Raw genomic sequence first — 26,909 nt, forward strand, 5'->3', positions numbered from 1 at the left:
CGAGGGCGCGTCAGGCGGTGGAGAGGCGCCCGAGCTCGGCGACGAACGCGTCGACGTCGGACTCCTGGGTGTCGAAGCTGCACATCCAGCGCACCTCGTTGCGCGATGCGTCCCAGTCGTAGAAGCGGAACTTCTCGCGCAGCTGGTCCGCGACGCCGTCGGGCAGCACCGCGAACACCCCGTTGGACTGCGTGGGCTGGGAGAACGACACTCCGCGGATGCTGCCGTCGGCCAGCCCCTGCTCGACCGCGCCGCGCAGGCGCTGCGCCATCGCGTTGGAGTGCCGCGCGCTGCGCAGCCACAGGTCGCCCTCCAGCAGGGCGATGAGCTGGGCCGACACGAAGCGCATCTTCGAGGAGAGCTGCATGTTGTACTTGCGGCTGTAGACCAGGCCGTCTGACGCCTCGGGGTTGAGCACGACCACGGCCTCGCCGAGCATGGCGCCGTTCTTGGTGCCGCCGAAGCTGAGCACGTCGACGCCGGCATCCGTCGTGAACGCGCGCAGCGGCACGTCCAGCGCGGCTGCCGCGTTCGAGATGCGCGCGCCGTCCAGGTGCAGCTTCATGCCCCGCTCGTGGGCGTGGTCTGCCAGCGCCCTGATCTCATCGACCGTGTAGAGAGTGCCGAGCTCGGTGGACTGCGTGATCGAGACGACCAGGGGCTGCGCGCGGTGCTCGTCGCCCCAGCCCCAGGCCTCGCGATCGACGAGCTCGGGGGTGAGCTTGCCGTCGTCGGTGGGCACGGTGAGCAGCTTGAAGCCGCCGATGCGCTCGGGCGCGCCGCCCTCGTCGACGTGGATGTGGGCGGTGGATGCCGAGATCACGGCGCCCCAGCGCGGGAGCATCGACTGCAGCCCGGTGACGTTCGCACCGGTGCCGTTGAACACCGGGAAGGCCTGCACGCCTTCGCCGAAGTGCTGCGCGAAGACCTCCTGCAGGCGGGTCGTGTAGACGTCCTCGCCGTAGGCGATCTGGTGGCCGTCGTTCGCAGCGGCGATCGCTGCGAGGACCTCGGGGTGGATGCCGGAGTAGTTGTCGGATGCGAAGCCGCGGACGGCGGTGTCATGCAGAGTGCTCACCGGACAAGCCTAGGGCGTGGCATCCATCCCCGTCCTGCGGCGCCCCTGTCGGATGTCGGTGACCCCGCCTACTCTCTTCCCATGCGCACATTCCTGCAGGTGCTGCTCAACACGATGGTGGCCAATGTCACCACCAGCTTCCTGTGGTTCGCGCTCACGTTCTGGGTGTATCTGCAGACGCGCAACGTGATGGCCACCGGGATCATCGGCGGCGCATACATGCTGCTCATCGCGATCTTCTCGATCCTGTTCGGCACGATCGTCGACCGGCATCGAAAACGCTCTGTGTTCGTGTTCTCCAGCGCGGTCACGGCCGCTCTCTTCGTCGTGGCGTGGCTGATCTTCCTGTGGCAGCCCGAGTCGATGCTGCTCGATTTCGGCGGGCCGTGGTTCTGGCTGTTCGCGGCGATCATCCTGCTCGGTGCGGTGGTCGAGCAGATGCGCAATATCGCGCTGTCCACCACCGTGACGCTGCTGGTGCCCGTCGAACGGCATGCGAATGCGAACGGCATGGTCGGCACGGTGCAGGGGCTGGCGTTCATCGTGACCAGCGTGTTCAGCGGGCTCTCGGTCGGCTTCCTCGGCATGGGCGGAACGCTCGTGATCGCCGTCGGGCTCACGGTCGTCTCGCTCGTGCACATCCTGTTCATCCGCATTCCCGAGGAGCAGCCGCAACCCGACCCCGATGCGCCCTCCGCCATGGACCTGCGGGGCAGCATCCGCGCGATCCGGGCCGTGCCCGCGCTGTTCGCGCTGCTGTTCTTCTCGATGCTGAACAACCTGGTCGGCGGCGTGCACATGGCGCTGATGGATCCGTACGGCCTGGAGCTGATGTCGGTGCAGCTGTGGGGCATCGCGCTGGGCGTGGCTTCCACGGGCTTCCTGGTCGGCGGCATCGTGGTGTCGTCGGTCGGGCTGGGGAAGAACCCGATCCGCACCCTGCTGACGCTGGTGGTGGTGACGGGGGTCATCGGCGCGCTGTTCGCGATCCGCGACTGGTGGCCGCTTTTCGTCGCCGGATGCTGGCTGTACATGGCACTGGTGCCGGCGATCGAAGCCGCGGAGCAGACGGTCATCCAGAAAGTGGTGCCCTTCCACAGACAGGGCCGCGTGTTCGGCTTCGCCTCGGCGATGGAGGCCTCCGCTGCCCCTATCACGGCGTTCCTGATCGCGCCGATCGCGCAGTACGCGATCATCCCCTTCACGGAGTCCGCCGATGGGCGCGCGACGTGGGGGTGGCTGCTCGGCGAGGGGCAGGCGCGAGGCATCGCGCTGATCTTCTTCTTCTCCGGCCTGGTGATCATCGCCCTCGCCCTGATCGCCTTCACCACCCGGTCGTACCGAAGGCTCAGCTCCTCGTACCTGGCGGCCTCGGTTCCGCAGATCGCCGCGGGCGGCCCCTGACTGCTCGCTTGCACGACCTGAATGTTAGTGACTAACATTCAGGTCATGAGTCGTTGGGATGGCACGCACGAGAACCTGCAGCGCGCAGCGCTCGAGCTGTTCGCCGCGAACGGGTACGACCGGACATCCACCGCCCAGATCGCCGATCGGGCGGGCGTGAGCGAGATGACCCTGTTCCGCCACTTCGCATCGAAGGAGGCGCTGCTGCTGGATGATCCGTTCGACCCTCTCATCGCGGATGCCGTGGCGAGCAGGCCGTCCGATGAGGGGCCCGTCGCCGCGGTGGTCGCGGCCGTGCGCGACACCTGGACGCAGTTCGACGAGGCGACGCTGAACGGGCTGCGTGACCGACTGCGCATCGTCGCCGCCACGCCCGTCCTGCGCGGAGCGGTCGAGCGCAACAGCGCCCGCAGCAGCGAGGCTATCGTCTCGGCGCTGGGCGCCAGAGGAATCTCGCACCGGCGGGCCCGCGTCACCGCGGCCGCAGTGATCGCGGCGCTCTCGGCAGCGCTGGTGCACTGGGCGGAATACGACGACACGTCCATCGCGCAGGCGATCGGTGACGCTCTGGACGTGCTCTCCGGTGACTGAGGCGCTCGTGTTCGATGATGTCTCCCGCACCTTCCGCGCCGGGGCGGGGGTGAGCGGGCTCGACCTGCGCCTGGATGCCGGCGAGATCGTCGCCCTCGTCGGGTTGAACGGCGCAGGCAAGACGACGCTGATGCGCCTCGCGCTGGGCATGCTGCGTCCGCACGGCGGGACCGTGCGCGTGCTGGGACAGGACGTCGCACGGATCGCGCCGTCGGTATGGGCGCGCGTCGGCTCCTTCATCGAGACGCCGCCGGCCTACCCTGAGCTGACCGTTCGCGAGAACCTGCGCATGACCGCGATCCTCCGCGGCGTCGACGAACGCCTCGTCGAGCACACGCTCAAGCGCTGGAACCTCGACGCTGTGGCCGACCGCCGGTTCCGCCGCCTCTCGCTGGGCAACCGCCAGCGCACCGGATTGGCGGCCGCGCTGCAGCACGACCCCGACCTGATCGTGCTCGACGAGCCCGGCAACGCGCTGGATCCGACTTCGATCATCGCCCTTCGCGAGCACCTGCTGGCGCGCGCGGCTTCGGGTGCGGCGGTGCTGGTGAGCAGTCATCATCTCGACGAGATGGCGCGCATCGCCGACCGCATCGTCCTGATGAACGCCGGACGGTTGATCGGCGAGCTCGACACCAGCGGCGCCGACCTCGAGCGAGTGTTCTTCGAGAGCATTCGTCAGGACGACGAGCGCCGCGAGCCGGAGCGTGCGGCCACGGCAGCGGGAGGTCTGCGATGAAGCGGGCGATCAGGGTGGAGGCCCTCAAACTGACGAGGTCACCGGTGGGCATCGTGGCAGGCCTGGCCATCGTCCTGGGCCTGCTGGCACTGCTCGGAGGCATCTCCGCCGCGGTCGCCGGCGGGCAGCCGGAGCTGGTCGTCAAGCTCGGCCCGGCCGCCTCGGCCGATTGGGGCGGTCTGCTCTCGGCGGCGGCGCAGATCATGTCGGCCGGCGGACTGCTCGGCTTCGGCGTGGTGCTGTCGTGGATGTTCGGACGGGAGTTCACCGACGGCACCATCACCGCGCTGTTCGCGCTGCCAGTGGGGCGCGGTCGGATCGCGCTCGCCAAGCTGGTCGTGTTCCTGTGCTGGGCGGTCGCCGTGGCGGTGGCGTCGACGCTCGGTCTGCTGGCGCTCGGACTGCTGCTCCGTTACGGAGCACCGGGGCCCGATGCCTGGGTGGCACTGGGACGTCAGCTGGCGCTCGGGGCGCTCACCGCAGTATCCGCGATCCCCGTCGCGTGGGTGGCGACGGCGACGCGCTCGCTGCTCGCCGGTGTCGCGTCCGCGATCGCGCTGGTCGTGCTCGCGCAGGTGGGTGCGCTCGCCGGCGCGGGCGGCTGGATGCCGCCCGCCGCGCCCGCGCTGTGGGCGATCAGCGGCGGCACGGCGGTCTCGGCGGGGCAGCTGAGTCTCACCGTCGCCGTGGCGGCACTCTTCGCGGCGGTCGTCGCGGTCAGCTGGTCGCGCCTGCAGCTGCACCGCTGACGAGGTCGACGACGCGCCCGTTCAGGCCTGCGGCATCCGCGTCCCACAGGCCGACCACGGCGCGGGCGAGCTCGTCCGGGTCCAGCGCGCCGACGGCGCGGAAGACGACGGATGCTGCGCGGGGGGCGGTTCCCGCATCCCGCGCAGCCTTCGCATAGCCGTGCGCGACCGCTCGTGCCCAGGTCTCGGCGGCCGCCTTGACCGTGGCGTAGTTGGCGCCGCCGGCGAGCGGCTTGGTCACGACCGTGGATGACACGACGGCGAAGCGACCGGCATCCGAGGCCCTGATGCTCTCGTCGAAGGCGCGGCTGGTCGCGCGCACCGCCTGCAGAGCGGGCAGCAGCGCCTCGAAGTCCTCGTCGCTCTGACCGGCCAGCCCGCCACCGCCGCGCCAGCCGCCGACCAGCGGGAGCACGCCGTCGACGGCGCCCACCCGCCCGGCCAGGGCCTGCGTGTCGGCCAGCTGCGTGGCATCCGCCACCTCGACCTCAGCCCCTGCCTCGGCGAGGGGCGCGAGGCGCTCGGCGGAGCGGCCCGTCGCGATCACGCGCGCGCCCGCCCCGATCAGAGCGCGGGCGACGGCCAGGCCGGCCGCGCTCGTCGCGCCGGCGAGAAGGACAGTGCGGTCGGTGGCGGTCATGGCGGACTCCTTCTGATGCGTCTGTTCTCCGACACAGATGTCGGCTCAGATCACGGATGTCGGACGATCCGGCGGATCTGGGCCGACATCCGTGAAATCGGCTGACATCCGTGCGGACTCGGTGGGCGGATGCCGTCAGCTGTCACTCACAGATCGGTGCCGCGGATGCCGACGGTCGACTCGATCACCGGCTTCATCTTCTTGTTCAGTGTCTCGAAGAACATCGACAGCGGGAACTCGTCGTCCATCACGGCGTCGGTGTAGCCCTTCGGCGCGCCGGCGAGGATCTCGTCGGACAGGCCACGGGCCCACTGCGAGGCCGGATGCGGGGTGAGCGTGCCCCTGACCAGCTCGTAGGCGGCCAGCCAGTGCGCGATCTTCGGGCGGTCGATGGAGTGCCAGTACAGGTCGTCGATCGCGTCTCCCAGCGCCACGACCGCATCGGGCACGTTGTCCCAGTCGAACGCCAGTGCCGTGTCGGTCCAGTGCAGCACCCCGCGCTGGTGCAGCCACGCGAACAGCAGCTGGCCGCCGACCGCGTCGTAGTTGCGTGTGCGGGTGCCGGTGATCGCGAAGCGGAAGATGCGATCGAAGATCACCGCGTACTGCACCAGGTGCGCGTACTCGTGCATCTCCTGCTCGATCTCGGTGAGCTGCTCGCCGGCGGCGATGCGGGCGTCGAACGCGCGCTCGATCTTCACCGACTCGCGGAACGCCGTCATGTCGCAGCGCATCTCCTCCAGTGAGTAGAGGAAGAACGGCATCCGCTGCTTGATCATGAACGGGTCGAACGGCAGGTCGCCGCGCATGTGGGTGCGGTCGTGGATGATGTCCCACATCACGAACGTCTTCTCGGTGACCTTCTGATCGTCGAGCATCTTCGCCGCGCGCTCGGGCAGTTCGAGGTTGGTGATCTCGGATGCCGCGCGCACCACGCGGCGGTAGCGGGCGGCCTCGCGGTCCTGGAAGATCGCGCCCCAGGTGAAGCTCGGGATCTCGCGCATCGCGACGGTCTCGGGGAAGAGCACGGCCGAGTTCGTGTCGTAGCCGGGGGTGAAGTCGACCAGGCGCAGCGAGACGAACAGCTTGTTGCTGTAGTCGCCGGCCTCGAGCTCGGCGATGAACTCCGGCCAGATGGTCTCGACGATGAGGGCCTCGACGAGGCGGTCGCTGGAGCCGTTCTGGGTGTACATCGGGAACACGACGAGGTGGCGGATGCCGTCGACGCGGTGCTGCTGGGGCTGGAACGCCATCAGCGAGTCGAGGAAGTCGGGCTCGGCGAAGCCGCCGTCGACCCAGCGCTGGAAGTCCAGCACGAGAGCGCCGAGGTAGTCGGCGTCGTGCGGGAAGGCGGGGGCCAGGGCCCGGATGCCGGCGACGATCCCCGCCACGTGCTGCGCGGCGGCCTCGTGGTCGCTCGTCTCCGGGACGGAGCCGTCCTTGATCTGCAGCGCCTGCAGCGCGACCGCCGACTCCTTCAGCAGCTTCCACGCCGCACTGCTCTCCGCGGCGGAGGCGGCTGTGACGACCTCCGGCTCGCCGGCCGTCGACGAGAGTGGGAACCGGGCGGCGGTGCTGGGGCTGAGAGTGGTCATCGGAACCTCCGATCGGAGACATGCCGGAAATTTTCCGGTCTGAGACTGTTATGACCGCTATTATTCCACTCATGGATGATGCTGTCGACCACGTGATCCTCGCCGAGGTGTGCCGCGACGGTCGGGTGACGCTCGCTCAGCTGTCGGAACGCGTCGGCCTGTCGACCTCGGCCGTGCAGTCCCGCCTGAAGCGGCTCGAGACTCGTGGTGCGATCACGGGGTATCAGGCCGTGCTGGATGCCGAGCAGGTCGGCAAGCCGCTGTCGGCGTTCATCGAGATCACGCCGATCGATCCCGCGCAGCCCGACACCGCTCCGGAACTGCTCGAACGACTGGCCGAGATCGAGGCGTGCCATTCGATCGCGGGCGACGCCAGCTACATGCTGTTCGTGCGGGTGGCGAGCCCGCGTGCGCTGGAGGCGCTGGTCAACGACATCCGGGCCATCGCCAACGTGCGCACGCAGACGACGATCGTGCTGCAGACTTACTACGAGCGCCGCCCGATGGTGACCGGCCCTTCCGACTGACGTCGGCAAGTAGGATTCCGACCGTGGCATCCCGTACCAAGAAGAAGCGTTCCCGATCGGCGTCCCGACGCACCAGCGGCAACCCGGCCAAGCGCCCGGTCGTCGAGGCCGGCCCGGTCGTCCTGGCCGACTGGATCGGCGCCGCGCGGCTGCGCACGCTGCCTCTCGCCGTCGCGCCGGTCATCCTCGGCACCGCGGCGGCGCAGGTGACCGATCGCTCGCTGCACTGGGTGCTCGCCCTGGCCTGCCTGGCGGTGGCCGTGCTGCTGCAGGTCGGCGTGAACTTCGCGAACGACTACAGCGACGGCATCCGCGGCACCGACAGGCATCGGGTGGGCCCTGCCCGGCTCACGGCCTCCGGTCGCGTTCCCGCGAAGCGGGTGCTGATCACGGCGCTGGTGTTCTTCGCGCTCGCCGCCGTGGCGGGACTCGCGATCGTGATCCGCACGCAGCAGTGGTGGATGCTGATCGTCGGTGCCGCGTGCATCGTTGCCGCGTGGTTCTACACCGGCGGCAAGCGCCCCTACGGGTACAACGCGATGGGCGAGCTGTTCGTGTTCGTCTTCTTCGGGCTGGTGGCCGTGCTCGGCACCACCTGGGTGCAGTCGTTCGCCCTGCCTGTGGAGGCGTGGCTCGCCGCTGTCGCCGCGGGCCTGTTCGCCTGCGCGGTGCTGCTCGCCAACAACCTGCGCGACATCGACGAGGATCGCGCTGCGGGCAAGCGCACCCTGACGGTGCTGATCGGCAAGCGGGCCACCCAGGTGGTGTACACGCTGTTCGTGATCGTGCCCTTCCTGATCGCGGCGTTCTTCGCGCTGCTGTATCCGGTGGCGTGGCTGTCGCTGCTGGTGCTGCTGGCGATCATCCCGGCGGTCCTGATCGTGTGGACGTATCGGACTCCGCGCGAGCTGATCATCGCGCTGAGCCTGACCTCGCTGTCGTCGGTCGGGTACGCGGCGCTGATGTACTGGGCACTCGCGGCCTGAGTCCGGAACCTCACAGCGTGGCGCCCACCAGCGCCTCGGCGAGCGGGGTGCGCAGGTGCAGCATCCGATTGCCCTGGCGTGAACTGGCGATCAGTCCGGCGTCGCGGAGCACCGTCAGGTGGTGGGATGCCGTGGACGCGGCGATCCCGGCATCCCCGGCGACCTCCGAGGTGGTCCGCGCGATGTGCGCCCGCAGCAGGATGCCGGCGCGCACCGGCTCCAGCAGCGCGCCCAGCGCGTCGGCGAGCTCGGTCGCATCCCGGGCCCACGCCGCGGTCACTCCGCGCGCCGGGTAGAACAGCGTCGGCTGCGCCGAGGGCTTGGTGATCACCATGCATCCCCAGGACGACATGACCGACGGCACGAGCACGAGACCCGACCCCCGGCAGTCGACGTCCTCGCTGTGCCGTCGCACCCGCACGCGCACGGCGCCGTCGCTCCACTGCACGGTCGAGTGCAGAGCGCCGGCCATGGCGGACAGGCCGTCGGTCGTGATGGTGCGCCCCCGCACCGCGATGTCGGCGCGCACCAGCCTCTCCGGCTGCGGCCAGACGGGGGCGAGCACGGCATCCCATACCCGCTCCCATGCCTCGGCGATCAGCATCCGAGCGCGACGCGGATCGGCCTGCATCCGGATGAGCGCCGCCTGGCGTGCGCCCGATGAGCGGATGACCATCTTGCCGAGATCGAGGCGGACATCCGAGACGGCAGCCTCGCGCAGGGCGGCGAGTTCGTCGGCGGGGGTCATGTCCCATCGTGCGTCGGCGGTGAGGAAGTCGGGCATGTAGCCGTCCACGCTGATCACCTGCGCCGGCAGCGCCAGCGGTTCCGGCGGCACCCGGTCGCGCACCTGGCGCAGCCAGCCCCACTGCAGCGGATGCTGCTGCGGGCGCCGCAGGATCCGCACGGCGTGCGCGAGTTCATGACCCGGCGAGAGGCCGAAGCGGACGGCCTGGATGTCGCCGGGGCTGAGCAGGAAGTCGACGCGATGATCGGGATGGTCCAGACCCTCTGCGGGCCACGCAGGGGCCGGAGAGATTCGATCCACATCGAATGTCTAGGGTGTCCTGAGGCCGGGCGGAAGAGTGGGAGCGCACCGAAACGACACGATCACGGGGCCGGCGTTCGTGCCGCACCGCTTCACGAACACCGGCACGGGCACGATGCGCCTGATCGGCATCCACGCCTCCGCTGTCATCATCCAGACGAATCTCGACTGACCGACCCTCCGACGCAAGGAGACGCATGTCCTTCCAGGCCTACCTCGACAACATCGAGACCAGGACGGGGCTCACCCCGCGCCAGTTCATCGAGCTCGCCGCCGAACGCGGCTTCGACTCCACCACGAAGGCGACGCCGATCCTCGAGTGGCTGAAAGAGGATCACGGCCTGTCCCGCGGCTATGGGATGGCGCTCGTGCACGTGATCACCAAGGGCGCGCAGATCAGCGGCAAGCACGTCGGCAGCGCCGGTTCGCACGGTGATGCGTCCGACATGCTGTGGCTGGACGGCAAGGCCACCAATCCCGACCGCGCCTGACGGCTGCACGCGCGCCTGCGTGCGCGTCCCCTGTACGCGCGCCTGCGTGCGCGTCACTCGTCGATCGCGCGGTCCTCGGCATCCTCATCAGGGTCGACGCGGTGGCGGCGCGCGTAGATCTCGCGCGAGGTGTCGGACAGCGGAGCGCGCAGGAACAGCAGCGAGATGCTCAGGCCGATCAGCGTCGCGAACAGCACCGCCAGCCACCAGAACTCCTGGAAGATCGGGAAGAAGACCCACATGATCGCCAACGGCACGATGAATGCCAGCAACCGCAGCACGGTGTAGACGAGGAGGGGCGGCAGCTTCTTCACGCGACCAGTCTAGGAGCGGTCACTAGGCGTGTGCTGTGCGGTTCCGCCGGGACCGCGTCGGCCCCGCGGGCCGTGGCGCGCCGGGGCGACTAGACTGGAGGCATGGCTCGCGTCCTGATCATCGGCGGTTTTCTCGCCGTGGTGTTCTGGGTGTTCAGCATCGTCGACTGCGCGGCGCAGCCGGCGACGCGGCACAGGGGCGTGTCCAAGTTCACGTGGGTGCTGATCGTGCTGCTGCTGCCCGTGATCGGTGGCATCCTCTGGTTCACCCTGGGCAGGCTCCGCCCCGGCGCGGCCGACGCGGGATACGTCGTGCCGCCGGACGATGATCCGCAGGTGCTGCGTCGTATGCGCAATGCCGAGCAGGATGCCCGGATCCGCGAACTCGAGGCGGAGCTGGCGCGCCTGGACGACGACTCCGACGGCGCGGATCCGCGCTCGTGACATCGGCTTCGCCCGCATCGGCGTCACCGGCATCCGATGCGGCGGCCGCGCTGCTGGCCGGACTGATCGGCAACGGGGTGCGCGATCTGGTGCTCTCGCCGGGGTCGCGATCGCAGGCGCTCGCGCTCGCCGCGATGGAGCTCTCCCGCGCGGGGCTGCTGCGCGTGCACGTGCGCGTCGACGAGCGGGTGGCCGGATTCACCGCCCTGGGCCTGGCCCGCGAGACCGGTCTGCCCGTGCCTGTGGTCTGCACCTCGGGAACGGCCGCAGGCAATCTGCTGCCGGCCACCATGGAGGCGTTTCACGCCGGCATCCCGCTGCTGCTGCTGACGGCCGACCGCCCGCCCGAGCTGCGGGGTGTCGGTGCGAATCAGGCGACGGTTCAGCCGGGCCTGTTCGGCGCTTTCGTCCGGATGGCGACGGACGCTGCGGTGCCGCCTGCCGCGCCGGCAGCGGGCTGGACCGCGCTCGCCCGCACCGCAGTGGCGGCGGCACTCGGCATCGCGGGCGACGGTGTTCCCGGCGTCGCCGGCCCGGTGCACCTGAATCTTCCGGTTCGCGAGCCGCTGTCGGCCGTGAACCGCGTCGAGGTGCGACCGGGTGCGGCGCCGACGTCGCCGGCGTTCGAGCCGGTGGTGCTCGAGCGCGGGCCTCGCACGGTGGTGATCGCCGGCGCGGATGCCGGTCCGGATGCCGAGGAGCTGTCGCATCTCGGCGGCTGGCCGCTGATCGCCGAGATCGTCAGCGGTGCGCGCTTCGGCCGGCTGATCGTGCACGGCTATCGCGATCTGCTCCGCGACGACGCGCTCGGCGGACGGGTCGAACGGGCGATCGTGTTCGGGCATCCGACCCTCAGTCGCGAAGTCGCCGCGCTGCTCGCCCGCCGTGACGTCGATGTGATCGCGGTGCGCGGCGGTGGCGAGGAGCTGAACTTCAACGGGCGCACGGCGGCGGTGGCGGCGGTGGCGGTCGAGAACGGCCCGAGTGATCGGCAGTGGCTCGGGGCGTGGATGAACGCCTCGGCGGGACGGATCATCGACCTGAGTGCTCCGGCACCGGATCAGGACGGACTGTCGTCGGAGGACAAGGCGGCGAGGCTGAGCGCCGTACGCGCCGAGCTGGATGCCGTGCGCCGTAAGGCGGATCGCGAGATCCTCGCGGATGCCGTGTGGCGGGCCACCTGGCCGCATGATCGGCTGGTGTTCGGGTCGTCGCGCCTGGTGCGCGTGGCCGACCAGGTGCTCGGCGGCAAGAAGGTGCCCGTGCACGCCAATCGCGGGCTCGCCGGCATCGACGGCACCGTCGCCACGGCCATCGGGATCGCGCTGGCCAGTCAGGCCGACGGAGCGGTGGGCGTCACGCGCGTGCTGCTCGGAGACCTCGCCTTCCTGCACGATGTCGGGGCGCTGCTGCTGCCGGCAGGCGAGCAGCGTCCGCGCATCCAGGTGATCGTCGGCAACGACGGCGGCGGCACGATCTTCGACGGACTCGAGGTGGCGGCATCCGCGACTGCCGCCGATCTGGACCGTGCGTTCTACACGCCGCAGGCGGTGGACCTGCGCGAACTCGCCGCCGCCTACGGGTGGGAGTTCGCGCAGGTCGCGACGCGCTCCGCGCTCGACCAGGCACTCACCTCACCGGTGTCCGGTCCGCAGCTCATCGAGGTGCCCCTGGAGCGCTGACCCGCGTGGGGCGGTGCGCGCGGGTGTTCGCGGGTCCCGTTCTGCGGTCTGCACGTGGGTGTCGGTGCGCGCGTGTGTCGGTGCGCGTGGGTGTTCGCGGGTCCCGTTCTGCGGTCTGCACGTGGGTGAGGCCGCGATTCGGGCCCCGCGACGTGTCGGACACGTCCCAGGGTGCTCGGCCCGTTTCTTCGCGGGTCCCGGATTGCGCCCTCCACGCCGGTGAGGCAGCCGTTCGGGACCCGCGACACGCCCGGGGCGCGGAGCCCGGTTCTTCGCGGGTCCCGTTCTGCGGAGTCCGCGGGGTTGAGGCCGCGATGTCGGACCCGCGAAGTGTGCGACGCCTGCCCCGCCCGTGCGCAGGCACGCGCCCCTCACTCCAGGCGCTGGGTGATCTCTCCGAGGTCGGCACTGGCGTAGCGCTCCGCGGGTGCGGGGCCGGGGTCCTCGGCGTCGTCGTACAGATCTGCCTTCGAGGGAGCGATCGCGAGCGCCTCGACGGGCGAGGTGTCGGTGAGCACTTCCTCCAGACCCTGGAGCGCGCTGAACCGGCGGGCCTGTGTCACCACATTTCGGTCCAGCGAGCCGGCGAACCGGTTGTAGGCGTCCACTGTCGAGTTCAGGCTCTTGCCCAGCTTGGCCAGGTGCTGGCCGAGCGTGCCCAGCCGCTTGTGCAGCTCCTTGCCGACCGTGAAGATCTGCTGCGCCTCCTGCGCGAGCTGGTCCTGCCGCCACGCGTGCCCGACCGTGCGCAGCAGCGCGATCAGCGTGGACGGCGTCGCGATCACCACGTTCCGCTCGAACGCGTACTCGTACAGCGTGGAGTCCTGATCCAGCGCAGCCGCGAGGAAGGGCTCGGCCGGCACGAACATCACCACGAACTCGGGGGAGCCGGCCACGACGTCCCAGTACTCCTTGGTGCCGAGGTCGTCGATGTGCTTCTTCAGGTGCCGCGCGTGCGCCGCCAGGCGCTGGGCGCGCACGGTGTCGTCCGCGGCCTCTATGGCCTCCAGATACCCGTTGAACGCGACCTTCGAGTCCACCACGACGCGCTTGTCACCGGCCAGGTGCACGACCATGTCGGGGCGCAGAGCCCCCTCGTCGGTGACGTGGTGCAGCTGCTCGTCGAAGTCGACGTGGTTGACCATGCCCGACGCCTCCACCACCCGCCGCAGCTGCAGCTCGCCCCACCGTCCGCGCACCTGCGGTGCCCGCAGCGCGTTCACCAGGTTGCGGGTCTCGGCGCCGAGCGTCTCGGACGACTGCCGCATGAACTGCACCTGCTCGCTCAGGGCCGCGTGCGCCTCGAGACGGGCCTTCTCGGCCGTGGTCATCTCGGTCTTGACGCCCTCGAGGGTCTTCTGGATCGGCTCGATCAGCTGCTGCACGGCATCCTGACGCTTCTGCAGCTCGGCGGCGCCCTCGCCCTGACTGCGCTTGAGGCGTTCCTCGGCCTGCTCGAGGAACACCTTCGAATTCGCCTCCAGTGCGCGCCTGCTCAGCGCATCGAACTCGTCGGACAGACGCTTCTGGTCGGTCTTCAGCTCCTCCAGCCGCTCGGCCGCGCGAGTGCGCTCGGCTGCGACATCCGCCTCCGCCTCCTCACGCACCTCCGCGAGCCGGCGCACGTGCTCGGCGCGCACCTCGCTCAGTCGCGCTTCGGCGTCGCTCTTCGCCTGCGCGACGGCGGCGTCTCCCGCAGCCCGCGCCTCCGCGAGGCGGCGCTCGCCCAGTGCGCGCTCGTCCTGCACGCGCGCGGCGAGCTCGGCGCGCAGCGACTCGGCCTCGCGCTCGAGCGACTCCGCGCGCAGTCGGGCCGACTGCGTCTCGGCCTGGGCAGCGGCATCCGATGAGCGACCGCGCAGCATCCCGAGCACGAACCCGAGACCGCCGGCGAGGCCCGCGGCGATCACCGCGACGGTGATGACGAGAAGCGAAGTGTCCATGAGTCGATTGTGCCCAGGGCATCCGACATCCCATTCGCCGGCGCCCGCTCAGCACATCGCGTCGTACCCAAGGGGCATGATGTCTGCATGAGCAACCATGTCTGGTCAGCACGGCCGAGCGACTTCCTGCGAGTCGGCGACGGGTTCCGGCTGGAGGAGTCCGATCCGGACAGCACGCCAGGTTTCCGCGGCGACAAGCGCGCGGGCGAGAGGGAGCTGGCGGCACGCAGCGACGTGCTCAGCGACCTGCAGGAGCGACTGTTCGCGGGCTCGCGCGCGGGCGAGGCGAAGCATGCCGTGCTGCTCGTGCTGCAGGCCATGGACACCGCAGGCAAAGGCGGCATCGTCCGTCACGTCGTCGGCGAAGTCGATCCGCAGGGTGTCGAGCTCGCCGCGTTCAAGGCGCCGACACCCGAAGAGCTCGAGCACGACTTCCTCTGGCGCGTCCAGAAGCGCTTGCCCCAGCCGGGCTTCATCGGCGTCTTCGACCGCTCGCACTACGAGGACGTGCTGGTCGGACGGGTGCGTCAGCTGGCGCCGGCGGAGGAGATCGAACGCCGCTACGGTGCGATCGTCGACTTCGAACGGCGGGTCGCGGCATCCGGCATCCGCATCGTCAAGGTCATGCTGCACATCTCGAGCGATGAGCAGAAGGAGCGTCTGGCCGAACGCCTTGATCGTCCCGACAAGTACTGGAAGTACAACCCTGGCGACATCGACGAGCGACTGCGCTGGGACGAGTACATGGACGCCTACCAGGCCGTGTTCGAGCGCACGTCCACGCCGGAGGCGCCATGGTACGTCGTTCCCGCGGACCACAAGTGGTACGCGCGACTGGCCGTGCAGGAGCTGCTGATCGCGGTGCTGGAGGACATCGATCCGCAGTGGCCAGGCGCCGACTTCGACATCCAGGTCGAGAAGATGAGGCTCGCCGCGACCTGAGCGGGCGGAATCCGGTCAGAGCGGCTTGCGCGCCCGGTGCAACGCGACGATCCCGAACGTGAGATTGCGGTACTCGACATCGGTCCAGCCCGCCTCGCGGATCCAGCCGGCGAGCGTGCGCTGGTCCGGCCAGTCGCGGATCGACTCGTTCAGGTAGTCGTACGCGTCGCCGTTGGTGCCCGCCAGCCGGGCGACCCGCGGGAGCACCTGCGCGTTGTAGAACCGGTACAGGCTGCGGAACAGCTTGCCGGGAGGGGTGGAGAACTCGTTGATGACGATGCGCCCGCCCGGCTTGGTCACCCGGAACAGCTCCGCGAGGGCCTTCTTCGGCTGCTGCACGTTGCGCAGACCGTACGACATCGTGACGGCATCGAACTCGTCGTCACCGAACGGCAGGTTCGTGGCATCCGCCTCGACGAAGGTGATGTTGGGCAGGTGGCCGTGCCGGCGGCGGCCCTCCGCCAGCATCCCGGGGGAGAAGTCGGCGGCGACGATCTGCGCTCCGCTGCCGGCGAGGGATGCCGAGGAGGATGCCGTGCCTGCGGCGAGGTCGAGGATGCGCTCTCCGCGCTTCGGCGCCACCGCGCGGGTCGTCGCGGCCCGCCACAGCGCGTCGTTGCCGAAGGTCATCACGGTGTTGGTGCGGTCGTACCCGGCGGCGACCTGGTCGAACATGCCGCTGACGTGCGAGGGGTCTTTGCCGAGGTCGGCGCGGTTCGGCTCCATGCCTTCGATCCTAAAGCGGGCGGATGCGGTGTGCTTCGCGCGACTGCAGAGCGGATGCCGCAGAGCGGATGCCGTGCGCTTCCCGCGGACTTGTGCGCTTCGCGCGGACGGATGCCGGGAATTTCTCCGCGGGAACTGCGCTTTCCCGCGCGAAGCGCCCGCGCCCCGGGCCGGAGTGCTCGCGAGCCCGGGCATAGACTCGCCGGGTGAGCGCGAGCCGTCCCGAACCGGGCACCCTGATGATCTACCAGTGGCGCAAATGGGACGGCTCACCGCACTGGGCCAACGAGGAGGTCTACCTCGGCTCCGACGAGTGGGGCGACTGGATCGGTCAGCCGGCCGGCTGGCGCAGCAGCCGCCCCGGCCGCGAGTTCATCGCGAACTCCGTGGACGTGACCCTGATCCCGAGATCGGATGCTGGGCATGGCGCCGACCACGCGGTGACCGTGCATCGCCGGCATGCGAAGGCCATGCGCATCTACATCGACCTCGCGTGGGAGGTTCAGTGGACGGATGCCGGTGGCACCGACCCCACGACGGGCTGGCCGATCCTCGCCACCGGCATCGACATGGACCTCGACGTCGTGCGTGTGGCGGGGCAGCGCGGCACCTGGGTCGACGACCGCGACGAGTGGGCCGAGCACAGCATCCGCTATGGGTACCCGGCGGATGTCATGGCGCACCTGGAGGCCCTCGCCCTGGATCTCGAGACGCGCGTCCGCGCGCAGGTTCCGCCCTTCGACGACGCGACGGCGGATGCCTGGCTCGATCGACTCGAGGCGCTGGGGCTGGACCGGTGATCCGCGCAAGTAGGCTGAAGAGGTGAGCAGCATCCGACTGGTCGCGCAGACCCGCGAGATCCCACCCGTCGATGATCTGCTGTCGCACACCTCCGCCTCGCAGCCGCTCGCGTGGCTGCGCCGCGGCGACGGGATCGTGGCAGCGGGCGGCGGCATCGCGGCATCCGTCAGCGTTCCCGCGGGCCGCGGACCGCGCCGCTCGCAGCTCATCGCGGACAGCTGGCGCGAGATCGCCGCAGCGGCCGAGATCGATGACCCGATCGGCCTCCCCGGCACCGGGCTCGTCGCGTTCGGCGCGCTGACCTTCGACGAGGACTCCGCCGCCGACAGCATCCTGGTCGTCCCCGACACGGTGATCGGCCGGCGCGGAGGTCGCAGCTGGATCACCCGCATCCGCACCGCCGAGAAGGACTTCGCGCCGATCCCCGAACCGGCCCCCTACGCGCCGCACTGGGCCGGCCGCGTCGGGCCGGGCGCCCAGACACCGCAGGGGTATCAGGATGCCGTGCGCCTGGCCCTCTCCGAGATCGCGGACGGCGCGTACAGCAAGGTCGTGCTGGCCCGCGACCTCACCGGAACGGTGCCCGGCGACGCCGACCTGCGCCGCCTCGCGCGAGCGCTGTCGACGGGATATCCCGACACGTGGACGTTCGCTGTGCACGGCCTCATCGGCGCGAGCCCGGAGACCCTCGTCACCGCGCACGCCCGCGCGGTCACGGCCCGGGTGCTCGCCGGCACCACGGCGCGCGGCGCCGACCCCGAGGAAGACGCGACGGCCTCCGCCGCGCTCGCCGCGAGCACCAAGGACCTCGACGAGCACCGCTACGCGGTGCAGAGCGTGCTGGCCACCCTCCGCCCGCACGCCCGCGACCTGACCGCCAGCGAGCACCCGTTCGTCCTCGAGCTGCCCAACCTGTTCCACCTCGCCACCGACGTCTCCGGCGACCTCGACGACGGCGCCTCCTCGCTCGACCTGGTCGGCGCCATGCATCCCACGGCGGCCGTCGCGGGGACGCCGACGGATGCCGCCATCGCCGCGATCCGGCGCATCGAGCCCTTCGACCGCGGGCGCTATGCCGGCCCGGTCGGCTGGATCGACGCCGCAGGCGACGGGGAGTGGGCGATCGCGCTGCGCTGCGCGCAGTTCGCGGATGCCCCGGAGCACGAGTCCGGCGCCCGAGCGGTGACGGCGTACGCCGGCGCGGGCATCGTGGCCGGCAGCGACCCCGAGGCGGAGCTGCTGGAGACCCGCGTGAAGTTCCGCCCTCTCGTGGATGCGCTGGCGTAGCATCCGCACGCACCCTGCGGACTTCGACACCGGTGCGCGCAGGTAGGCTGGAGGGCGTGACTTCACGCCCCGCTTCCCCGGGCACGCGACTTGCGAGCCGTCTGGGCTTCAGCGACCGCGTCTTCCTCGGCCCGGCAGCCCGGCGCATCGCCTCGCGCATCGAGGACGGCCTCGATCTGGTCGAGGAGGGGCTCGCCGAAGAGCTGAAGATCGCCGACCCGGTGGCGGATGCCGCCGCACGCTACCTGTACGAGGCCGGAGGCAAGCGCATCCGCCCGGTGCTCACGCTGCTCACCGCGCAGCTCGGCGACGGGAACAGTCCCGCCGTGATCGACATCGCCAAGGCACTCGAGCTCACCCACCTCGGTTCGCTGTACCACGACGACGTCATGGACGGGGCGGACACCCGCCGTGGCGTGCCCGCTGCGCACGGGGTGTGGGGCAACAACGTCGCCATCCTCACCGGCGACATCCTGTTCTCCCGCGCCAGCCAGATCATGTCGCGGCACGGCGAGCGTGCGATGCGGCTGCAGGCGGACACGTTCGAGCGGCTCGTCCTCGGTCAGATGCACGAGACCGTCGGCGCGCAGCCGAACGACGATCCGATCGACTTCTACATCCAGGTGCTCGCCGACAAGACCGGCTCGCTGATCGCCGCGGCGACGCAGGGCGGCGTGATCTTCTCCGACGCCCCCGCCGAGTTCGAGGAGCCGATGCGGCTGTACGGCGAGAAGGTCGGTGTCGCGTTCCAGTTGCTCGATGACGTGATCGACCTGTCGGCGGATGCCGAGCAGACCGGCAAGGTCCCCGGCACCGACCTGCGTGCGGGCGTGCCCACCATGCCGTCACTGCTGCTGAAGACCGGCGCAGACGCATCCGACATCGACCTGGCGCAGCGCATCGACGATGGTGTCGCACTCATCGCCGAGGGCGCGGACCCCGCGATCCTCGACGGCCCGCTGGCCGAACTGCGCGATCACGACGCCACCCGGCGCACGATGGAACTCGCCCGCACGTGGACGGCCGACGCGGTCGCCGCGCTGGCACCGCTGCCGAAGGGAACGGTGCGCGAATCGCTGACGCGATTCGCCGAGACCCTCGCCGATCGCAGCAGCTGACGGAAGGAACCCCATTGACCAAGCTCAAGCTGGCCATCGTCGGGGCGGGACCGGCAGGCATCTACGCCGCTGACATCCTGCTCAAGGCGGAGCGCAAGTTCGACGTCTCGATCGACCTGTTCGAGCAGCTGCCCGCCCCGTACGGCCTGGTCCGCTACGGCGTGGCCCCGGACCACCCCCGCATCAAGGGCATCATCAACGCCCTGCGCAACGTGATCGACCACGGCGACATGCGCCTGTTCGGCAACGTGCACTTCGGCACCGACATCACGCTCGACGACCTCAAGCGGCACTACAACGCCGTGATCTTCGCCACGGGCGCCGTGCGCGACTCGTCGCTGGACATCCCGGGCATCGACGCGGCGCACTCCTTCGGCGCGGCCGAGTACGTCAGCTGGTTCGACGGGCATCCGGACGTCTCACCGGAGTGGACGCTGGATGCCGAGTCGGTCGGCGTCATCGGCAACGGCAACGTCGCGCTGGACGTGGCGCGCATGCTCGCCAAGCACGCCGACGACCTGCTCGTGACCGAGATCCCCGACAACGTCTACCAGGGGCTGAAGGCCAGCCGGATCACCGACGTGCACGTCTTCGGCCGTCGCGGCCCGGCGCAGGTGAAGTTCACCCCGCTCGAGCTGCGCGAGCTCGGCGAGCTGCGCGATGTCGACATGGTCGTATACGACGAGGACTTCCAGTACGACGAGGCCTCCCAGCAGGCCGTCGCCAGCAACAAGCAGGTCATGGTCATGGACCGGATCATGCAGTCCTGGCGCAAGCTCGACTCCGTGAACAACGCGGGAGGCACGGCATCCCGTCGTCTGCACCTGCACTTCTGGGCGCGCCCGGTCGAGGTCAAGAAGGACGAGAACGGCCGCGTCGCCGCGCTCGTGTACGAGCGCACGAAGTCCGACGGCGCCGGCGGCGCGATCGGCACCGGCGAGATGCGGGAGATCCCCATGCAGGCGCTCTACCGCGCGATCGGCTACTTCGGCTCGCCGCTGGCGGATGTGCCGTTCGACAAGAAGCACGGCGTCATCCCGAACCGCGAAGGGCAGGTGCTGGAGGCCAAGTCGAACCAGCGGGTGCCCGGCATCTACACGACCGGCTGGATCAAGCGCGGTCCGGTCGGCCTGATCGGCCACACCAAGTCGGATGCCATGGAGACCGTGCAGCACCTGATCAACGACCAGGGCTCGTGGTGGCACCCCGAGGACCCGTCCGACGAGGCGATCCCCGCGCTGCTCGCCGAGCGCGGCGTCCAGTGGACCGACCTGGACGGGTGGCACCGCCTGGACGCGCACGAGATCGCCCTGGGCGAGGCCCACGAGAGCGCGCGCGAGCGCGTCAAGCTCGTGCCGCGCGACGAGATGGTCCGCGTCTCGCGCGGGGAGTGAGTCGTCGCTTCGGAGCCGTGGGTTCGAGGCGCCGTCGAGCCGACCGATAGGTTGACCTCATGGGCGAGTGGGTTCCTGATGTCCTCGGCGACGAGTTCCAGCAGCTGACGCTGCCGCTGGAGCCGGATGCCGAGGGCGACGTGGTCGCGACGGTCGTGCGCGCACTGCCCGAGCCGCGACCGTGGTGGCGCCTCCGCGACCGGCGTCCGCTCGCGGACGTCGACGTGCTCTACGTGCACGGATGGTCGGACTACTTCTTCCAGAAGCGCCTGGCCCGGTTCTGGACCTCGCGGGGCGCGCGCTTCTTCGCCCTCGACCTGCGGAAGTACGGCCGCAGCCTGCGTCCCGGTCAGACGCCGGGGTTCATCACGGACCTCACCGAGTACGACGCCGACATCGAGGCCGCGCTCGCGGCGCGAGGGGATGCAGCGGGGCGCCGCCTCGTGCTGCTCGGGCACTCCACAGGTGGGCTGACGCTCAGCCTGTGGGCGTCCCGGCATCCGGACGAGGTCGACGCCGTCATCCTCAACTCGCCCTGGCTGGAGTTCCAGCTCGGTGCAGCGCGCCCGGCGATCGCGCCGATGGTCGAGCTGCAGGCGCGGTGGTGGCCGAAGGATGCCGCGCCTCAGGTGGACCTGGGGTTCTACACGCGGGCGCAGAACGACGTGGCCGATCCCGAGGATCCCATGGAGGTCGATCTGGCCTGGCGCCCGGAGCAGACCATGACCGTGCACGCCGCGTGGCTGCACGCGATCCTGCAGGGGCATCGGATGGTCTCGGCCGGCCTTCACATCGACGCCCCGATCTGCGTGCTGCTGTCGGCGCGCACGGCCGTGCCGCGGCGCTGGTCGGACGAGCTCACGCGGGCGGACAGCGTGCTGGTCGTCGACGACATCGCCCGCGCCGCCCTGCGGCTGGGCTCGTCGGTGACGGTCGAGCGCATCGACGGCGCGCTGCACGACGTGTTCCTGTCGCGCCACGAGGCGCGCGAGGACGCCTATGCCCGGCTGGAGCGCTGGGTCACCGGCTGGGTGGCGTCGCGCTGACCGAGCGGATGCCCGTGCTCACGCCACGTCGTAGATCGCGCGGCAGGCCTGCTCGGCGGCATCCGCATCCCCGGCGCGGAGCGCACGCTCGAGTTCGGGACATGCCGCGATCAGTCGTGCCCGATGAGCGGGAGTGATCTCCAGACCACGCAGCGCGCGGGCGAGGGCCATGCTGGCCTCGTCGACCAGAGCCTGCTGCAGGGTGTTCCCGCTGCGGGCGGCGAGGTATCCGATCGTGTCGCGCCGCGCCCGAGAGCACGCGGCCGGATCGTCGACCGTCTCGGTGATCCTGGTGATCAGTGCGGAGACGGCGTCGAGGTCGTCAGCGGTCAGTCGAGGGCATGCGAGCCGCACGATGATGCCGGCCTGCAGTCCCGCGAAGTCGTGCGCGATCCGGATCGATTCGGGCGTGATGCGGCTGATCTCGGTGTATCTGTTCGGATACATCACCACGAGCCCGATGCGCTCCAGTCGCTGCAGGGCCTCCCGCACAGGGGTGCGGGAGACGGCCAGTTCGCGAGCCAGCTCGGAGTCGCGGATGCGAGATCCGGGCGCGAACTCGCCGGTCACGATGCGTTCGCCGACCAGGTGGAACACCCCTTCGGCGAGCAGCCGCTTGCTCGTCACGGTCGTCGGAGCGGCCTGCTGTTCTTCGTCGACGAACACCACGATGTCTCCCCAGCTCTCCCTAGCGATTTCGTCGGGATGTCCCTCACATCACGACGGGGTTCCGTGATCACACTAGCGAGAGGCCCGGACACTCCGCAGGCGGGGTCCGCGCGGACGATCGATCTACCGGTAGTTGACGAACTGCAGGTCGACGTCGAGGTCGCTGCCCTTCAGCAGGGCGATCACGGACTGCAGATCGTCGCGGCTCTTGGACTGCACGCGCAGCTCGTCGCCCTGGATCTGGGACTTGACGCCCTTGGGACCCTCATCGCGGATGATCTTGCTGATCTTCTTCGCGTTCTCGCTGGAGATGCCGTCCTTGAGCGTGGAGACGATGCGGAACTCCTTGCCGCTGGCGAACGGCTCGCCCGACTCCAGGCTCTTCAGGGAGATGCCGCGCTTGATGAGCTTGGACTGGAAGACGTCCAGCGCGGCCTTCGCGCGCTCCTCGGAATTCGCCTTGATGAGGATCTGCTCGCCGCTCCATGCCACGGAGGCATCGGTGCCCTTGAAGTCGTAGCGCTGCTCGATCTCCTTGCGCGCCTGGTTGAGTGCGTTCTCCGCCTCCTGGTGATCCACCTTGGACACGATGTCGAATGAGCTGTCAGCCATGCCGGAAGTCTATCGAGGATGCCGTTTCACTGTCCGTCTGGAAGCGCTTTCAAGGTCTTGCAACACCAGATTTCCCGGATAACAGGTTGATATCGACGACTGCTTCCATTGCGTTACCGTGCCTCGCTCATGCATACTGTAAGCGCTTGCAATCGTGCAGGCCCCATTACATCGAGAGAGGCACCCACCAATGAAGGTGACCAAGAGGAGCATCGCGGCGTTCGCTGCGATCACCGTCCTGACCTCCCTGGCGCTCGCGGGCTGCTCGTCCGCGAACACGGGCGACAAGGGCTCGGACAGCGGCGATTCCGCGAAGGCCGGCAAGCTGGTCGTCTGGGTCGACTCGGAGCGCGTCGACGCCGTCAAGGGCGCCGCAGAGGCGTACGAGAAGAAGACCGGCGTGAAGGTCCAGATCGTCGGCAAGAACGTCGACAACATCAAGGACGACTTCATCCAGCAGGTGCCGACCGGCAAGGGCCCCGACATCACCATGGGTGCGCACGACTGGCTCGGCGAGCTGTCCACCAACGGCGTCGTGGCTCCGCTCGAGCTCGGCGACACGTCCAAGGACTACCTGCCCGTCGCACTGCAGGCCTCGACCTACGAGGGCAAGGTCTACATGCTTCCCTACGCGGTCGAGAACATCGCCGTGCTGCGCAACACCGCCATCGTTCCCGAGGCCGCCACGAGCTTCGACGACATGATCGCGAAGGGCAAGGCGGCCGGCCTCGACCAGCCGTTCGTGGTCGAGCAGGGCGCCGAGGGCAACCCCTACCACCTGTACCCGTTCCAGACCGCGTTCGGCGCTCCGGTCTTCGGCACCGACGCCCAGGGCTCCTACGACCCGACCAACCTGCAGCTGGGCAACGACGGCGGCATCGCCTTCGCGAACTGGCTGGCAGCGCAGGGCAAGGCCGGCACTCTGAACACCGACATCGACGGTGACATCGCCAAGCAGCAGTTCCTCGACGGCAAGGCCGCCTTCTGGCTGACCGGCCCCTGGAACGTCGGAGCCGCCACGGACGCGGGCATCAAGGTCGCCATCGACAAGATCCCCAGCCCCACCGACAAGGCCGCTTCGCCGTTCGCCGGCGTGAAGGGCTTCTTCATCAGCTCCGAGTCCAAGAACAAGGTCGCCGCGAACGACTTCCTCGTGAACTACATCGGTACGTCCGATGTCCAGCTCGAGCTGTTCAAGGCCGGCAACGTGCTGCCCGCACTCACCGCGGCAGCCGACAAGGCGGCATCCGACCCCATTATCGCTGGCTTCCAGGCCGTCGGTGCAGATGCCGTGCCGATGCCCGCGATCCCGGCCATGGGTTCGGTCTGGCAGTTCTGGGGCGTCGCCGAGGCCGCGATCATCAAGGGCGCGGACCCGCAGGCCACCTGGACCAAGCTGGCCGACGACGTCGCAGGCGCGATCAAGAAGTGATCGCGACCGACCGCGGCCGACCGGCCGAGGTCGAGTGAAGCAGTCCACGGCTGCCAGGACGGGGCACGTGCCCCGTCCTGGCAGCCGTGCACAAAGGGGTGAGGATGAGCCAGGCCACTGAGCTGGAGGCGCCGCAGGCGCCTCGCACGAGGAAGCAGCGTCAGGCTGCCGCGATCGCCGAGGCGGCGTCGGGGCACGTCGGCTGGATGCTGCTCAAGATCGGCCTTCTGGCGATCGTCGACGCGATCGCCCTGTATGCGGCGTTCGTGCTCTACACGGCATCCGAATGGGTCGTGCTGGGTGTCGTCGTGGTCGTGGCGATCCTGGTCAACTGGATCTACTTCTCCCGGCGACACGTCCCGGCGAAGTATCTGACGCCCGGCGTCATCTTCCTGATCCTGTTCCAGGTGTTCACGCTCCTGTACACCGGGTACATCGGGTTCACCAACTACGGCACCGGGCACAACGGCAGCAAGGACCAGGCCGTCGCATCGCTGATGCGCTCCGCCCAGGAGCGGGTGGCGGACTCGCCCACCTACGGCGTGACCGTCGTGGAGAAGCTCGGCGCACTGGGCCTGCTGGTCACCGATCCCGAGGACGGCGACGTCTGGGTCGGCACCGATGAGCAGCCGCTGCAGAAGGTGCAGGGCGCAGGCATGGACGGCGACAGGGCGGTCTCCGTCGACGGATGGACGAGCCTGTCCTTCGCCGACGTGATCTCCCGTTCCGACGAGGTGGAGAAGCTGTCGATCCCGTTCAGCGACGACCCCAACGACGGCACGATCCGCACGCCCGACGGACGCAGCGGTTACCGGTACGTGTCGACGCTCGAGTACGACACCGCGGCCGGGACCATGACCGACACCAAGACCGGCACCGTCTACCGCGACGCCGGCGTCGGCGCGTTCACCGCCGAGAACGGCGAGCAGCTGCTTCCCGGCTGGCAGATCACGGTGGGCTTCGACAACTTCCTGCGGGCGGTGACGGATGCCTCGATCCGCGGGCCGCTGATCTCGGTGACGATCTGGACGTTCGTGTTCGCGCTGATCTCGGTGGCGTCCACGTTCTTCCTGGGGCTGCTGCTCGCCCTGGTGTTCAACAACACCCGGATGCGGTTCCGCAACGGCTACCGCATCCTGCTGATCCTGCCCTACGCGTTCCCGGCGTTCCTGTCGGCGCTGGTGTGGGCGGGCATGATGAACGAGAGCTTCGGCTTCCTCAACCAGGTCTTCTTCGGCGGAGCATCCATCCCCTGGCTGACCGACCCGACGCTGGCGAAGGTGTCGGTGCTGATCGTGAACCTGTGGCTGGGCTTCCCGTACATGTTCCTGGTGTGCATGGGCGCGCTGCAGGGCATCCCGTCCGACGTCAACGAGGCGGCCGAGATGGACGGCGCGAACCCCTGGCAGATCTTCCGCAGCATCAAGCTGCCCCTGCTGCTGGTCACCGTGGCGCCGCTGCTGATCTCGTCGTTCGCCTTCAACTTCAACAACTTCAACCTGATCTACATGCTCACCAACGGCGGTCCCCGCTTCGATGACGTGTCGATCCCCGTCGGGCACACCGACATCCTGATCTCCATGGTCTACAAGGTGGCGTTCACCGGTCAGACCCGCGACTACGGTCTGGCATCGGCGTTCACGATCCTGATCTTCATCGTCGTCGCGGCGATCTCGATCATCAGCTTCCGCAAGACCAAGGCCCTCGAGGAGCTGAACTGACATGAGCACCGCTTCCTCCGTCCGCGACCTGCGCCCCGCCCGCCGCTCGTTCGGCAAGTGGTTCGGCGACACCGGCTGGCGCCACGTCGTCGCGATCGTCGTCAGCGCGTTCGCGGTGTTCCCCCTGCTGTACGTGGTCTCCGCCTCGCTGAATCCCAAGGGCACGCTCACGGGGTCGAACCAGCTGTTCTCCGCCATCGGCATCGACAGCTACGTGCGCATCCTCACCGACCCGAAGAACCCGTACCCGATGTGGTTCTGGAACACCCTCGTGATCGCGACGGTGACCGGATTCGTGACGGTCTTCTTGGGCGCACTGGCCGCGTACGCGTTCTCGCGGATGCGGTTCACCGGACGCCGCGTGGGCCTCGTCACCATCGTGGTGGTGCAGATGTTCCCGCAGCTGCTGGCCGTGGTCGCGATCTTCCTGCTCATGTCGACGCTGGGGGACTGGTTCCCCGCGATCGGGCTGAACACGCACACAGGCCTGATCCTGATCTACCTCGGCGGCGCGCTGGGCGTGAACACCTACCTCATGTACGGGTTCTTCAACACGCTGCCGATGGAGCTCGACGAGGCCGCGCGCATCGACGGCGCCGGGCACGCGCGCATCTTCTTCACGATGATCCTGCCGCTGGTGGCGCCGATCCTCGCCGTCGTCGCGCTGCTGTCGTTCATCGGCACGGTCAACGAGTACGTGATCGCCAGCGTGATGCTGATCGACCCCGACAAGCAGACCCTGGTGGTGGGCCTGACCAAGCTGGTCGCGAACCCGCGCTACGCGGACTGGTCGGCGTTCTCGGCCGGGGCTGTCATGGCGGCCGTGCCGGTGATGGTGCTGTTCCTGCTGCTGCAGAAGTACATCGTCGGCGGCCTCACCGCCGGCGCCGTGAAGTGATTTCGCGGCCTCGCCCGTGACGTGAGAGACTC

General features: G+C 69.4%; 28 protein-coding genes. 19 read left to right on the top strand and 9 right to left on the bottom strand.

The genetic code is table 11. The features are described from left to right. Nucleotides 1-10: 10 nt before the first annotated feature. Nucleotides 11-1,078, bottom strand: coding sequence for a low specificity L-threonine aldolase (locus tag Q9R19_RS11890; RefSeq protein ID WP_311256620.1), 1,068 nt, complete (start codon nt 1,076-1,078; stop codon nt 11-13). Nucleotides 1,079-1,159: 81 nt separating this feature from the next. Here Q9R19_RS11890 and Q9R19_RS11895 point away from each other — a divergent pair, with 81 nt between their 5' ends. The 4 genes from Q9R19_RS11895 to Q9R19_RS11910 are packed head-to-tail and all read left to right on the top strand — an operon-like array spanning nt 1,160 to nt 4,561. Next, a complete protein-coding gene (locus Q9R19_RS11895; RefSeq protein WP_311256621.1) occupies nt 1,160-2,482 on the top strand; it encodes an MFS transporter in 1,323 nt (440 codons plus the stop codon). 45 nt (nt 2,483-2,527) lie between these two features. Next, nucleotides 2,528-3,073: a helix-turn-helix domain-containing protein gene (locus tag Q9R19_RS11900; protein WP_311256622.1), complete on the top strand. Its 546-nt coding sequence runs from the start codon at nt 2,528-2,530 to the stop codon at nt 3,071-3,073. Continuing rightward, a complete protein-coding gene (locus Q9R19_RS11905) occupies nt 3,066-3,812 on the top strand; it encodes an ABC transporter ATP-binding protein (RefSeq protein WP_311256623.1) in 747 nt (248 codons plus the stop codon). Before Q9R19_RS11900 ends, Q9R19_RS11905 begins: the two co-directional genes overlap by 8 nt. Beyond that, nucleotides 3,809-4,561, top strand: coding sequence for an ABC transporter permease (locus tag Q9R19_RS11910; protein ID WP_311256624.1), 753 nt, complete (start codon nt 3,809-3,811; stop codon nt 4,559-4,561). The genes Q9R19_RS11905 and Q9R19_RS11910 overlap by 4 nt, the downstream gene beginning before the upstream one ends. Here Q9R19_RS11910 and Q9R19_RS11915 read toward each other — a convergent pair. Together Q9R19_RS11915 and Q9R19_RS11920 are read right to left on the bottom strand one after the other, a co-directional pair. Continuing rightward, a complete protein-coding gene (locus Q9R19_RS11915) occupies nt 4,530-5,201 on the bottom strand; it encodes an SDR family NAD(P)-dependent oxidoreductase (protein WP_311256625.1) in 672 nt (223 codons plus the stop codon). The genes Q9R19_RS11910 and Q9R19_RS11915 overlap by 32 nt on opposite strands. A gap of 146 nt (nt 5,202-5,347) precedes the next feature. Beyond that, on the bottom strand, nt 5,348-6,796 hold the full coding sequence (locus Q9R19_RS11920) for a DUF6421 family protein (protein ID WP_311256626.1): 1,449 nt from the start codon (nt 6,794-6,796) through the stop codon (nt 5,348-5,350). Nucleotides 6,797-6,867: 71 nt separating this feature from the next. Here Q9R19_RS11920 and Q9R19_RS11925 point away from each other — a divergent pair, with 71 nt between their 5' ends. Both Q9R19_RS11925 and Q9R19_RS11930 read left to right on the top strand, forming a co-directional pair. Further along, nucleotides 6,868-7,323, top strand: coding sequence for an Lrp/AsnC family transcriptional regulator (locus Q9R19_RS11925; RefSeq protein ID WP_311256627.1), 456 nt, complete (start codon nt 6,868-6,870; stop codon nt 7,321-7,323). Between the two features lie 23 nt (nt 7,324-7,346). Beyond that, complete coding sequence (locus Q9R19_RS11930; protein WP_311256628.1) at nt 7,347-8,309, top strand: 1,4-dihydroxy-2-naphthoate polyprenyltransferase; 963 nt, start codon at nt 7,347-7,349, stop codon at nt 8,307-8,309. A 10-nt stretch (nt 8,310-8,319) separates the two neighbouring features. Here Q9R19_RS11930 and Q9R19_RS11935 read toward each other — a convergent pair whose 3' ends face one another. Then, nucleotides 8,320-9,357 carry a DUF5937 family protein gene (locus Q9R19_RS11935; protein ID WP_311256629.1) on the bottom strand — a complete coding sequence of 346 codons (1,038 nt, stop codon included), beginning with the start codon at nt 9,355-9,357 and terminating at the stop codon, nt 8,320-8,322. Between the two features lie 37 nt (nt 9,358-9,394). Here Q9R19_RS11935 and Q9R19_RS11940 point away from each other — a divergent pair, with 37 nt between their 5' ends. Further along, nucleotides 9,395-9,529 carry a hypothetical protein gene (locus Q9R19_RS11940; RefSeq protein WP_311256630.1) on the top strand — a complete coding sequence of 45 codons (135 nt, stop codon included), beginning with the start codon at nt 9,395-9,397 and terminating at the stop codon, nt 9,527-9,529. Nucleotides 9,530-9,554: 25 nt separating this feature from the next. Continuing rightward, nucleotides 9,555-9,848: a DUF4287 domain-containing protein gene (locus Q9R19_RS11945; protein ID WP_311256631.1), complete on the top strand. Its 294-nt coding sequence runs from the start codon at nt 9,555-9,557 to the stop codon at nt 9,846-9,848. A gap of 53 nt (nt 9,849-9,901) precedes the next feature. On the opposite strand, the gene Q9R19_RS11950 is transcribed toward Q9R19_RS11945, so the two are convergent. Further along, nucleotides 9,902-10,162, bottom strand: coding sequence for a DUF4229 domain-containing protein (locus tag Q9R19_RS11950; protein WP_311256632.1), 261 nt, complete (start codon nt 10,160-10,162; stop codon nt 9,902-9,904). Between the two features lie 102 nt (nt 10,163-10,264). Between Q9R19_RS11950 and Q9R19_RS11955 the strand changes: the two genes are divergently transcribed. After that, the gene (locus tag Q9R19_RS11955; protein ID WP_311256633.1) at nt 10,265-10,606 is read left to right on the top strand and encodes a PLD nuclease N-terminal domain-containing protein; all 342 of its coding nucleotides are present in this window, start codon (nt 10,265-10,267) and stop codon (nt 10,604-10,606) included. After that, nucleotides 10,603-12,288, top strand: a complete 1,686-nt coding sequence (gene menD / locus Q9R19_RS11960) for a 2-succinyl-5-enolpyruvyl-6-hydroxy-3-cyclohexene-1-carboxylic-acid synthase (RefSeq protein ID WP_311256634.1) — start codon at nt 10,603-10,605, stop codon at nt 12,286-12,288. Before Q9R19_RS11955 ends, menD begins: the two co-directional genes overlap by 4 nt. Nucleotides 12,289-12,659: 371 nt before the next feature. On the opposite strand, the gene rmuC is transcribed toward menD, so the two are convergent. After that, complete coding sequence (rmuC, locus tag Q9R19_RS11965; protein ID WP_311256635.1) at nt 12,660-14,231, bottom strand: DNA recombination protein RmuC; 1,572 nt, start codon at nt 14,229-14,231, stop codon at nt 12,660-12,662. Nucleotides 14,232-14,318: 87 nt separating this feature from the next. Between rmuC and Q9R19_RS11970 the strand changes: the two genes are divergently transcribed. Next, nucleotides 14,319-15,173 carry a polyphosphate kinase 2 family protein gene (locus Q9R19_RS11970; protein WP_311256636.1) on the top strand — a complete coding sequence of 285 codons (855 nt, stop codon included), beginning with the start codon at nt 14,319-14,321 and terminating at the stop codon, nt 15,171-15,173. A gap of 15 nt (nt 15,174-15,188) precedes the next feature. Here the strand turns inward: Q9R19_RS11970 and Q9R19_RS11975 are convergent, their stop codons facing one another. Continuing rightward, on the bottom strand, nt 15,189-15,899 hold the full coding sequence (locus Q9R19_RS11975) for a class I SAM-dependent methyltransferase (RefSeq protein ID WP_311256637.1): 711 nt from the start codon (nt 15,897-15,899) through the stop codon (nt 15,189-15,191). A gap of 206 nt (nt 15,900-16,105) precedes the next feature. On the opposite strand from Q9R19_RS11975, the gene Q9R19_RS11980 reads away from it, so the two are divergent. The 5 genes from Q9R19_RS11980 to Q9R19_RS12000 are packed head-to-tail and all read left to right on the top strand — an operon-like array spanning nt 16,106 to nt 21,545. After that, nucleotides 16,106-16,699, top strand: coding sequence for a hypothetical protein (locus Q9R19_RS11980; RefSeq protein WP_311256638.1), 594 nt, complete (start codon nt 16,106-16,108; stop codon nt 16,697-16,699). Nucleotides 16,700-16,721: 22 nt separating this feature from the next. Continuing rightward, on the top strand, nt 16,722-17,987 hold the full coding sequence (locus tag Q9R19_RS11985; RefSeq protein ID WP_311256639.1) for an isochorismate synthase: 1,266 nt from the start codon (nt 16,722-16,724) through the stop codon (nt 17,985-17,987). 56 nt (nt 17,988-18,043) lie between these two features. Continuing rightward, entirely contained in the window at nt 18,044-19,105 is a 1,062-nt protein-coding gene (locus tag Q9R19_RS11990; RefSeq protein WP_311256640.1) for a polyprenyl synthetase family protein, read from the top strand. 14 nt (nt 19,106-19,119) lie between these two features. Then, nucleotides 19,120-20,499 carry an FAD-dependent oxidoreductase gene (locus Q9R19_RS11995; RefSeq protein ID WP_311256641.1) on the top strand — a complete coding sequence of 460 codons (1,380 nt, stop codon included), beginning with the start codon at nt 19,120-19,122 and terminating at the stop codon, nt 20,497-20,499. A 59-nt stretch (nt 20,500-20,558) separates the two neighbouring features. After that, on the top strand, nt 20,559-21,545 hold the full coding sequence (locus tag Q9R19_RS12000) for an alpha/beta hydrolase (RefSeq protein ID WP_311256642.1): 987 nt from the start codon (nt 20,559-20,561) through the stop codon (nt 21,543-21,545). Nucleotides 21,546-21,563: 18 nt separating this feature from the next. Here the strand turns inward: Q9R19_RS12000 and Q9R19_RS12005 are convergent, their stop codons facing one another. Both Q9R19_RS12005 and Q9R19_RS12010 read right to left on the bottom strand, forming a co-directional pair. Continuing rightward, nucleotides 21,564-22,214, bottom strand: a complete 651-nt coding sequence (locus Q9R19_RS12005) for a GntR family transcriptional regulator (RefSeq protein WP_311256643.1) — start codon at nt 22,212-22,214, stop codon at nt 21,564-21,566. Nucleotides 22,215-22,337: 123 nt separating this feature from the next. Next, the gene (locus Q9R19_RS12010) at nt 22,338-22,826 is read right to left on the bottom strand and encodes a YajQ family cyclic di-GMP-binding protein (protein ID WP_311256644.1); all 489 of its coding nucleotides are present in this window, start codon (nt 22,824-22,826) and stop codon (nt 22,338-22,340) included. 190 nt (nt 22,827-23,016) lie between these two features. On the opposite strand from Q9R19_RS12010, the gene Q9R19_RS12015 reads away from it, so the two are divergent. The 3 genes from Q9R19_RS12015 to Q9R19_RS12025 all read left to right on the top strand — a co-directional run bounded on the left by Q9R19_RS12015 (nt 23,017) and on the right by Q9R19_RS12025 (nt 26,877). After that, a complete protein-coding gene (locus Q9R19_RS12015; RefSeq protein ID WP_292704251.1) occupies nt 23,017-24,258 on the top strand; it encodes a maltose ABC transporter substrate-binding protein in 1,242 nt (413 codons plus the stop codon). A 104-nt stretch (nt 24,259-24,362) separates the two neighbouring features. After that, the gene (locus Q9R19_RS12020) at nt 24,363-25,979 is read left to right on the top strand and encodes an ABC transporter permease subunit (RefSeq protein ID WP_311256645.1); all 1,617 of its coding nucleotides are present in this window, start codon (nt 24,363-24,365) and stop codon (nt 25,977-25,979) included. 1 nt (nt 25,980) lies between these two features. Further along, on the top strand, nt 25,981-26,877 hold the full coding sequence (locus tag Q9R19_RS12025; RefSeq protein ID WP_311256646.1) for a sugar ABC transporter permease: 897 nt from the start codon (nt 25,981-25,983) through the stop codon (nt 26,875-26,877). Nucleotides 26,878-26,909: the final 32 nt, after the last annotated feature.

Origin of the sequence: Microbacterium sp. ARD32, from assembly GCF_031844385.1 — a bacterium.
Classification (GTDB): domain Bacteria; phylum Actinomycetota; class Actinomycetes; order Actinomycetales; family Microbacteriaceae; genus Microbacterium.

Bases quoted from the DNA above. Each gene is read 5' to 3' on its own strand.
- Q9R19_RS11895 (WP_311256621.1), top strand. From the start codon at position 1,160: ATGCGCACATTCCTGCAGGTGCTGCTCAACACGATGGTGGCCAATGTC.
- Q9R19_RS11900 (WP_311256622.1), top strand. From the start codon at position 2,528: ATGAGTCGTTGGGATGGCACGCACGAGAACCTGCAGCGCGCAGCGCTC.
- Q9R19_RS11910 (WP_311256624.1), top strand. From the start codon at position 3,809: ATGAAGCGGGCGATCAGGGTGGAGGCCCTCAAACTGACGAGGTCACCG.
- Q9R19_RS11915 (WP_311256625.1), bottom strand. From the start codon at position 5,201: ATGACCGCCACCGACCGCACTGTCCTTCTCGCCGGCGCGACGAGCGCG.
- Q9R19_RS11920 (WP_311256626.1), bottom strand. From the start codon at position 6,796: ATGACCACTCTCAGCCCCAGCACCGCCGCCCGGTTCCCACTCTCGTCG.
- Q9R19_RS11925 (WP_311256627.1), top strand. From the start codon at position 6,868: ATGGATGATGCTGTCGACCACGTGATCCTCGCCGAGGTGTGCCGCGAC.
- Q9R19_RS11945 (WP_311256631.1), top strand. From the start codon at position 9,555: ATGTCCTTCCAGGCCTACCTCGACAACATCGAGACCAGGACGGGGCTC.
- Q9R19_RS11955 (WP_311256633.1), top strand. From the start codon at position 10,265: ATGGCTCGCGTCCTGATCATCGGCGGTTTTCTCGCCGTGGTGTTCTGG.
- rmuC (WP_311256635.1), bottom strand. From the start codon at position 14,231: ATGGACACTTCGCTTCTCGTCATCACCGTCGCGGTGATCGCCGCGGGC.
- Q9R19_RS11970 (WP_311256636.1), top strand. From the start codon at position 14,319: ATGAGCAACCATGTCTGGTCAGCACGGCCGAGCGACTTCCTGCGAGTC.
- Q9R19_RS11975 (WP_311256637.1), bottom strand. From the start codon at position 15,899: ATGGAGCCGAACCGCGCCGACCTCGGCAAAGACCCCTCGCACGTCAGC.
- Q9R19_RS12000 (WP_311256642.1), top strand. From the start codon at position 20,559: ATGGGCGAGTGGGTTCCTGATGTCCTCGGCGACGAGTTCCAGCAGCTG.
- Q9R19_RS12010 (WP_311256644.1), bottom strand. From the start codon at position 22,826: ATGGCTGACAGCTCATTCGACATCGTGTCCAAGGTGGATCACCAGGAG.
- Q9R19_RS12015 (WP_292704251.1), top strand. From the start codon at position 23,017: ATGAAGGTGACCAAGAGGAGCATCGCGGCGTTCGCTGCGATCACCGTC.
- Q9R19_RS12020 (WP_311256645.1), top strand. From the start codon at position 24,363: ATGAGCCAGGCCACTGAGCTGGAGGCGCCGCAGGCGCCTCGCACGAGG.
- Q9R19_RS12025 (WP_311256646.1), top strand. From the start codon at position 25,981: ATGAGCACCGCTTCCTCCGTCCGCGACCTGCGCCCCGCCCGCCGCTCG.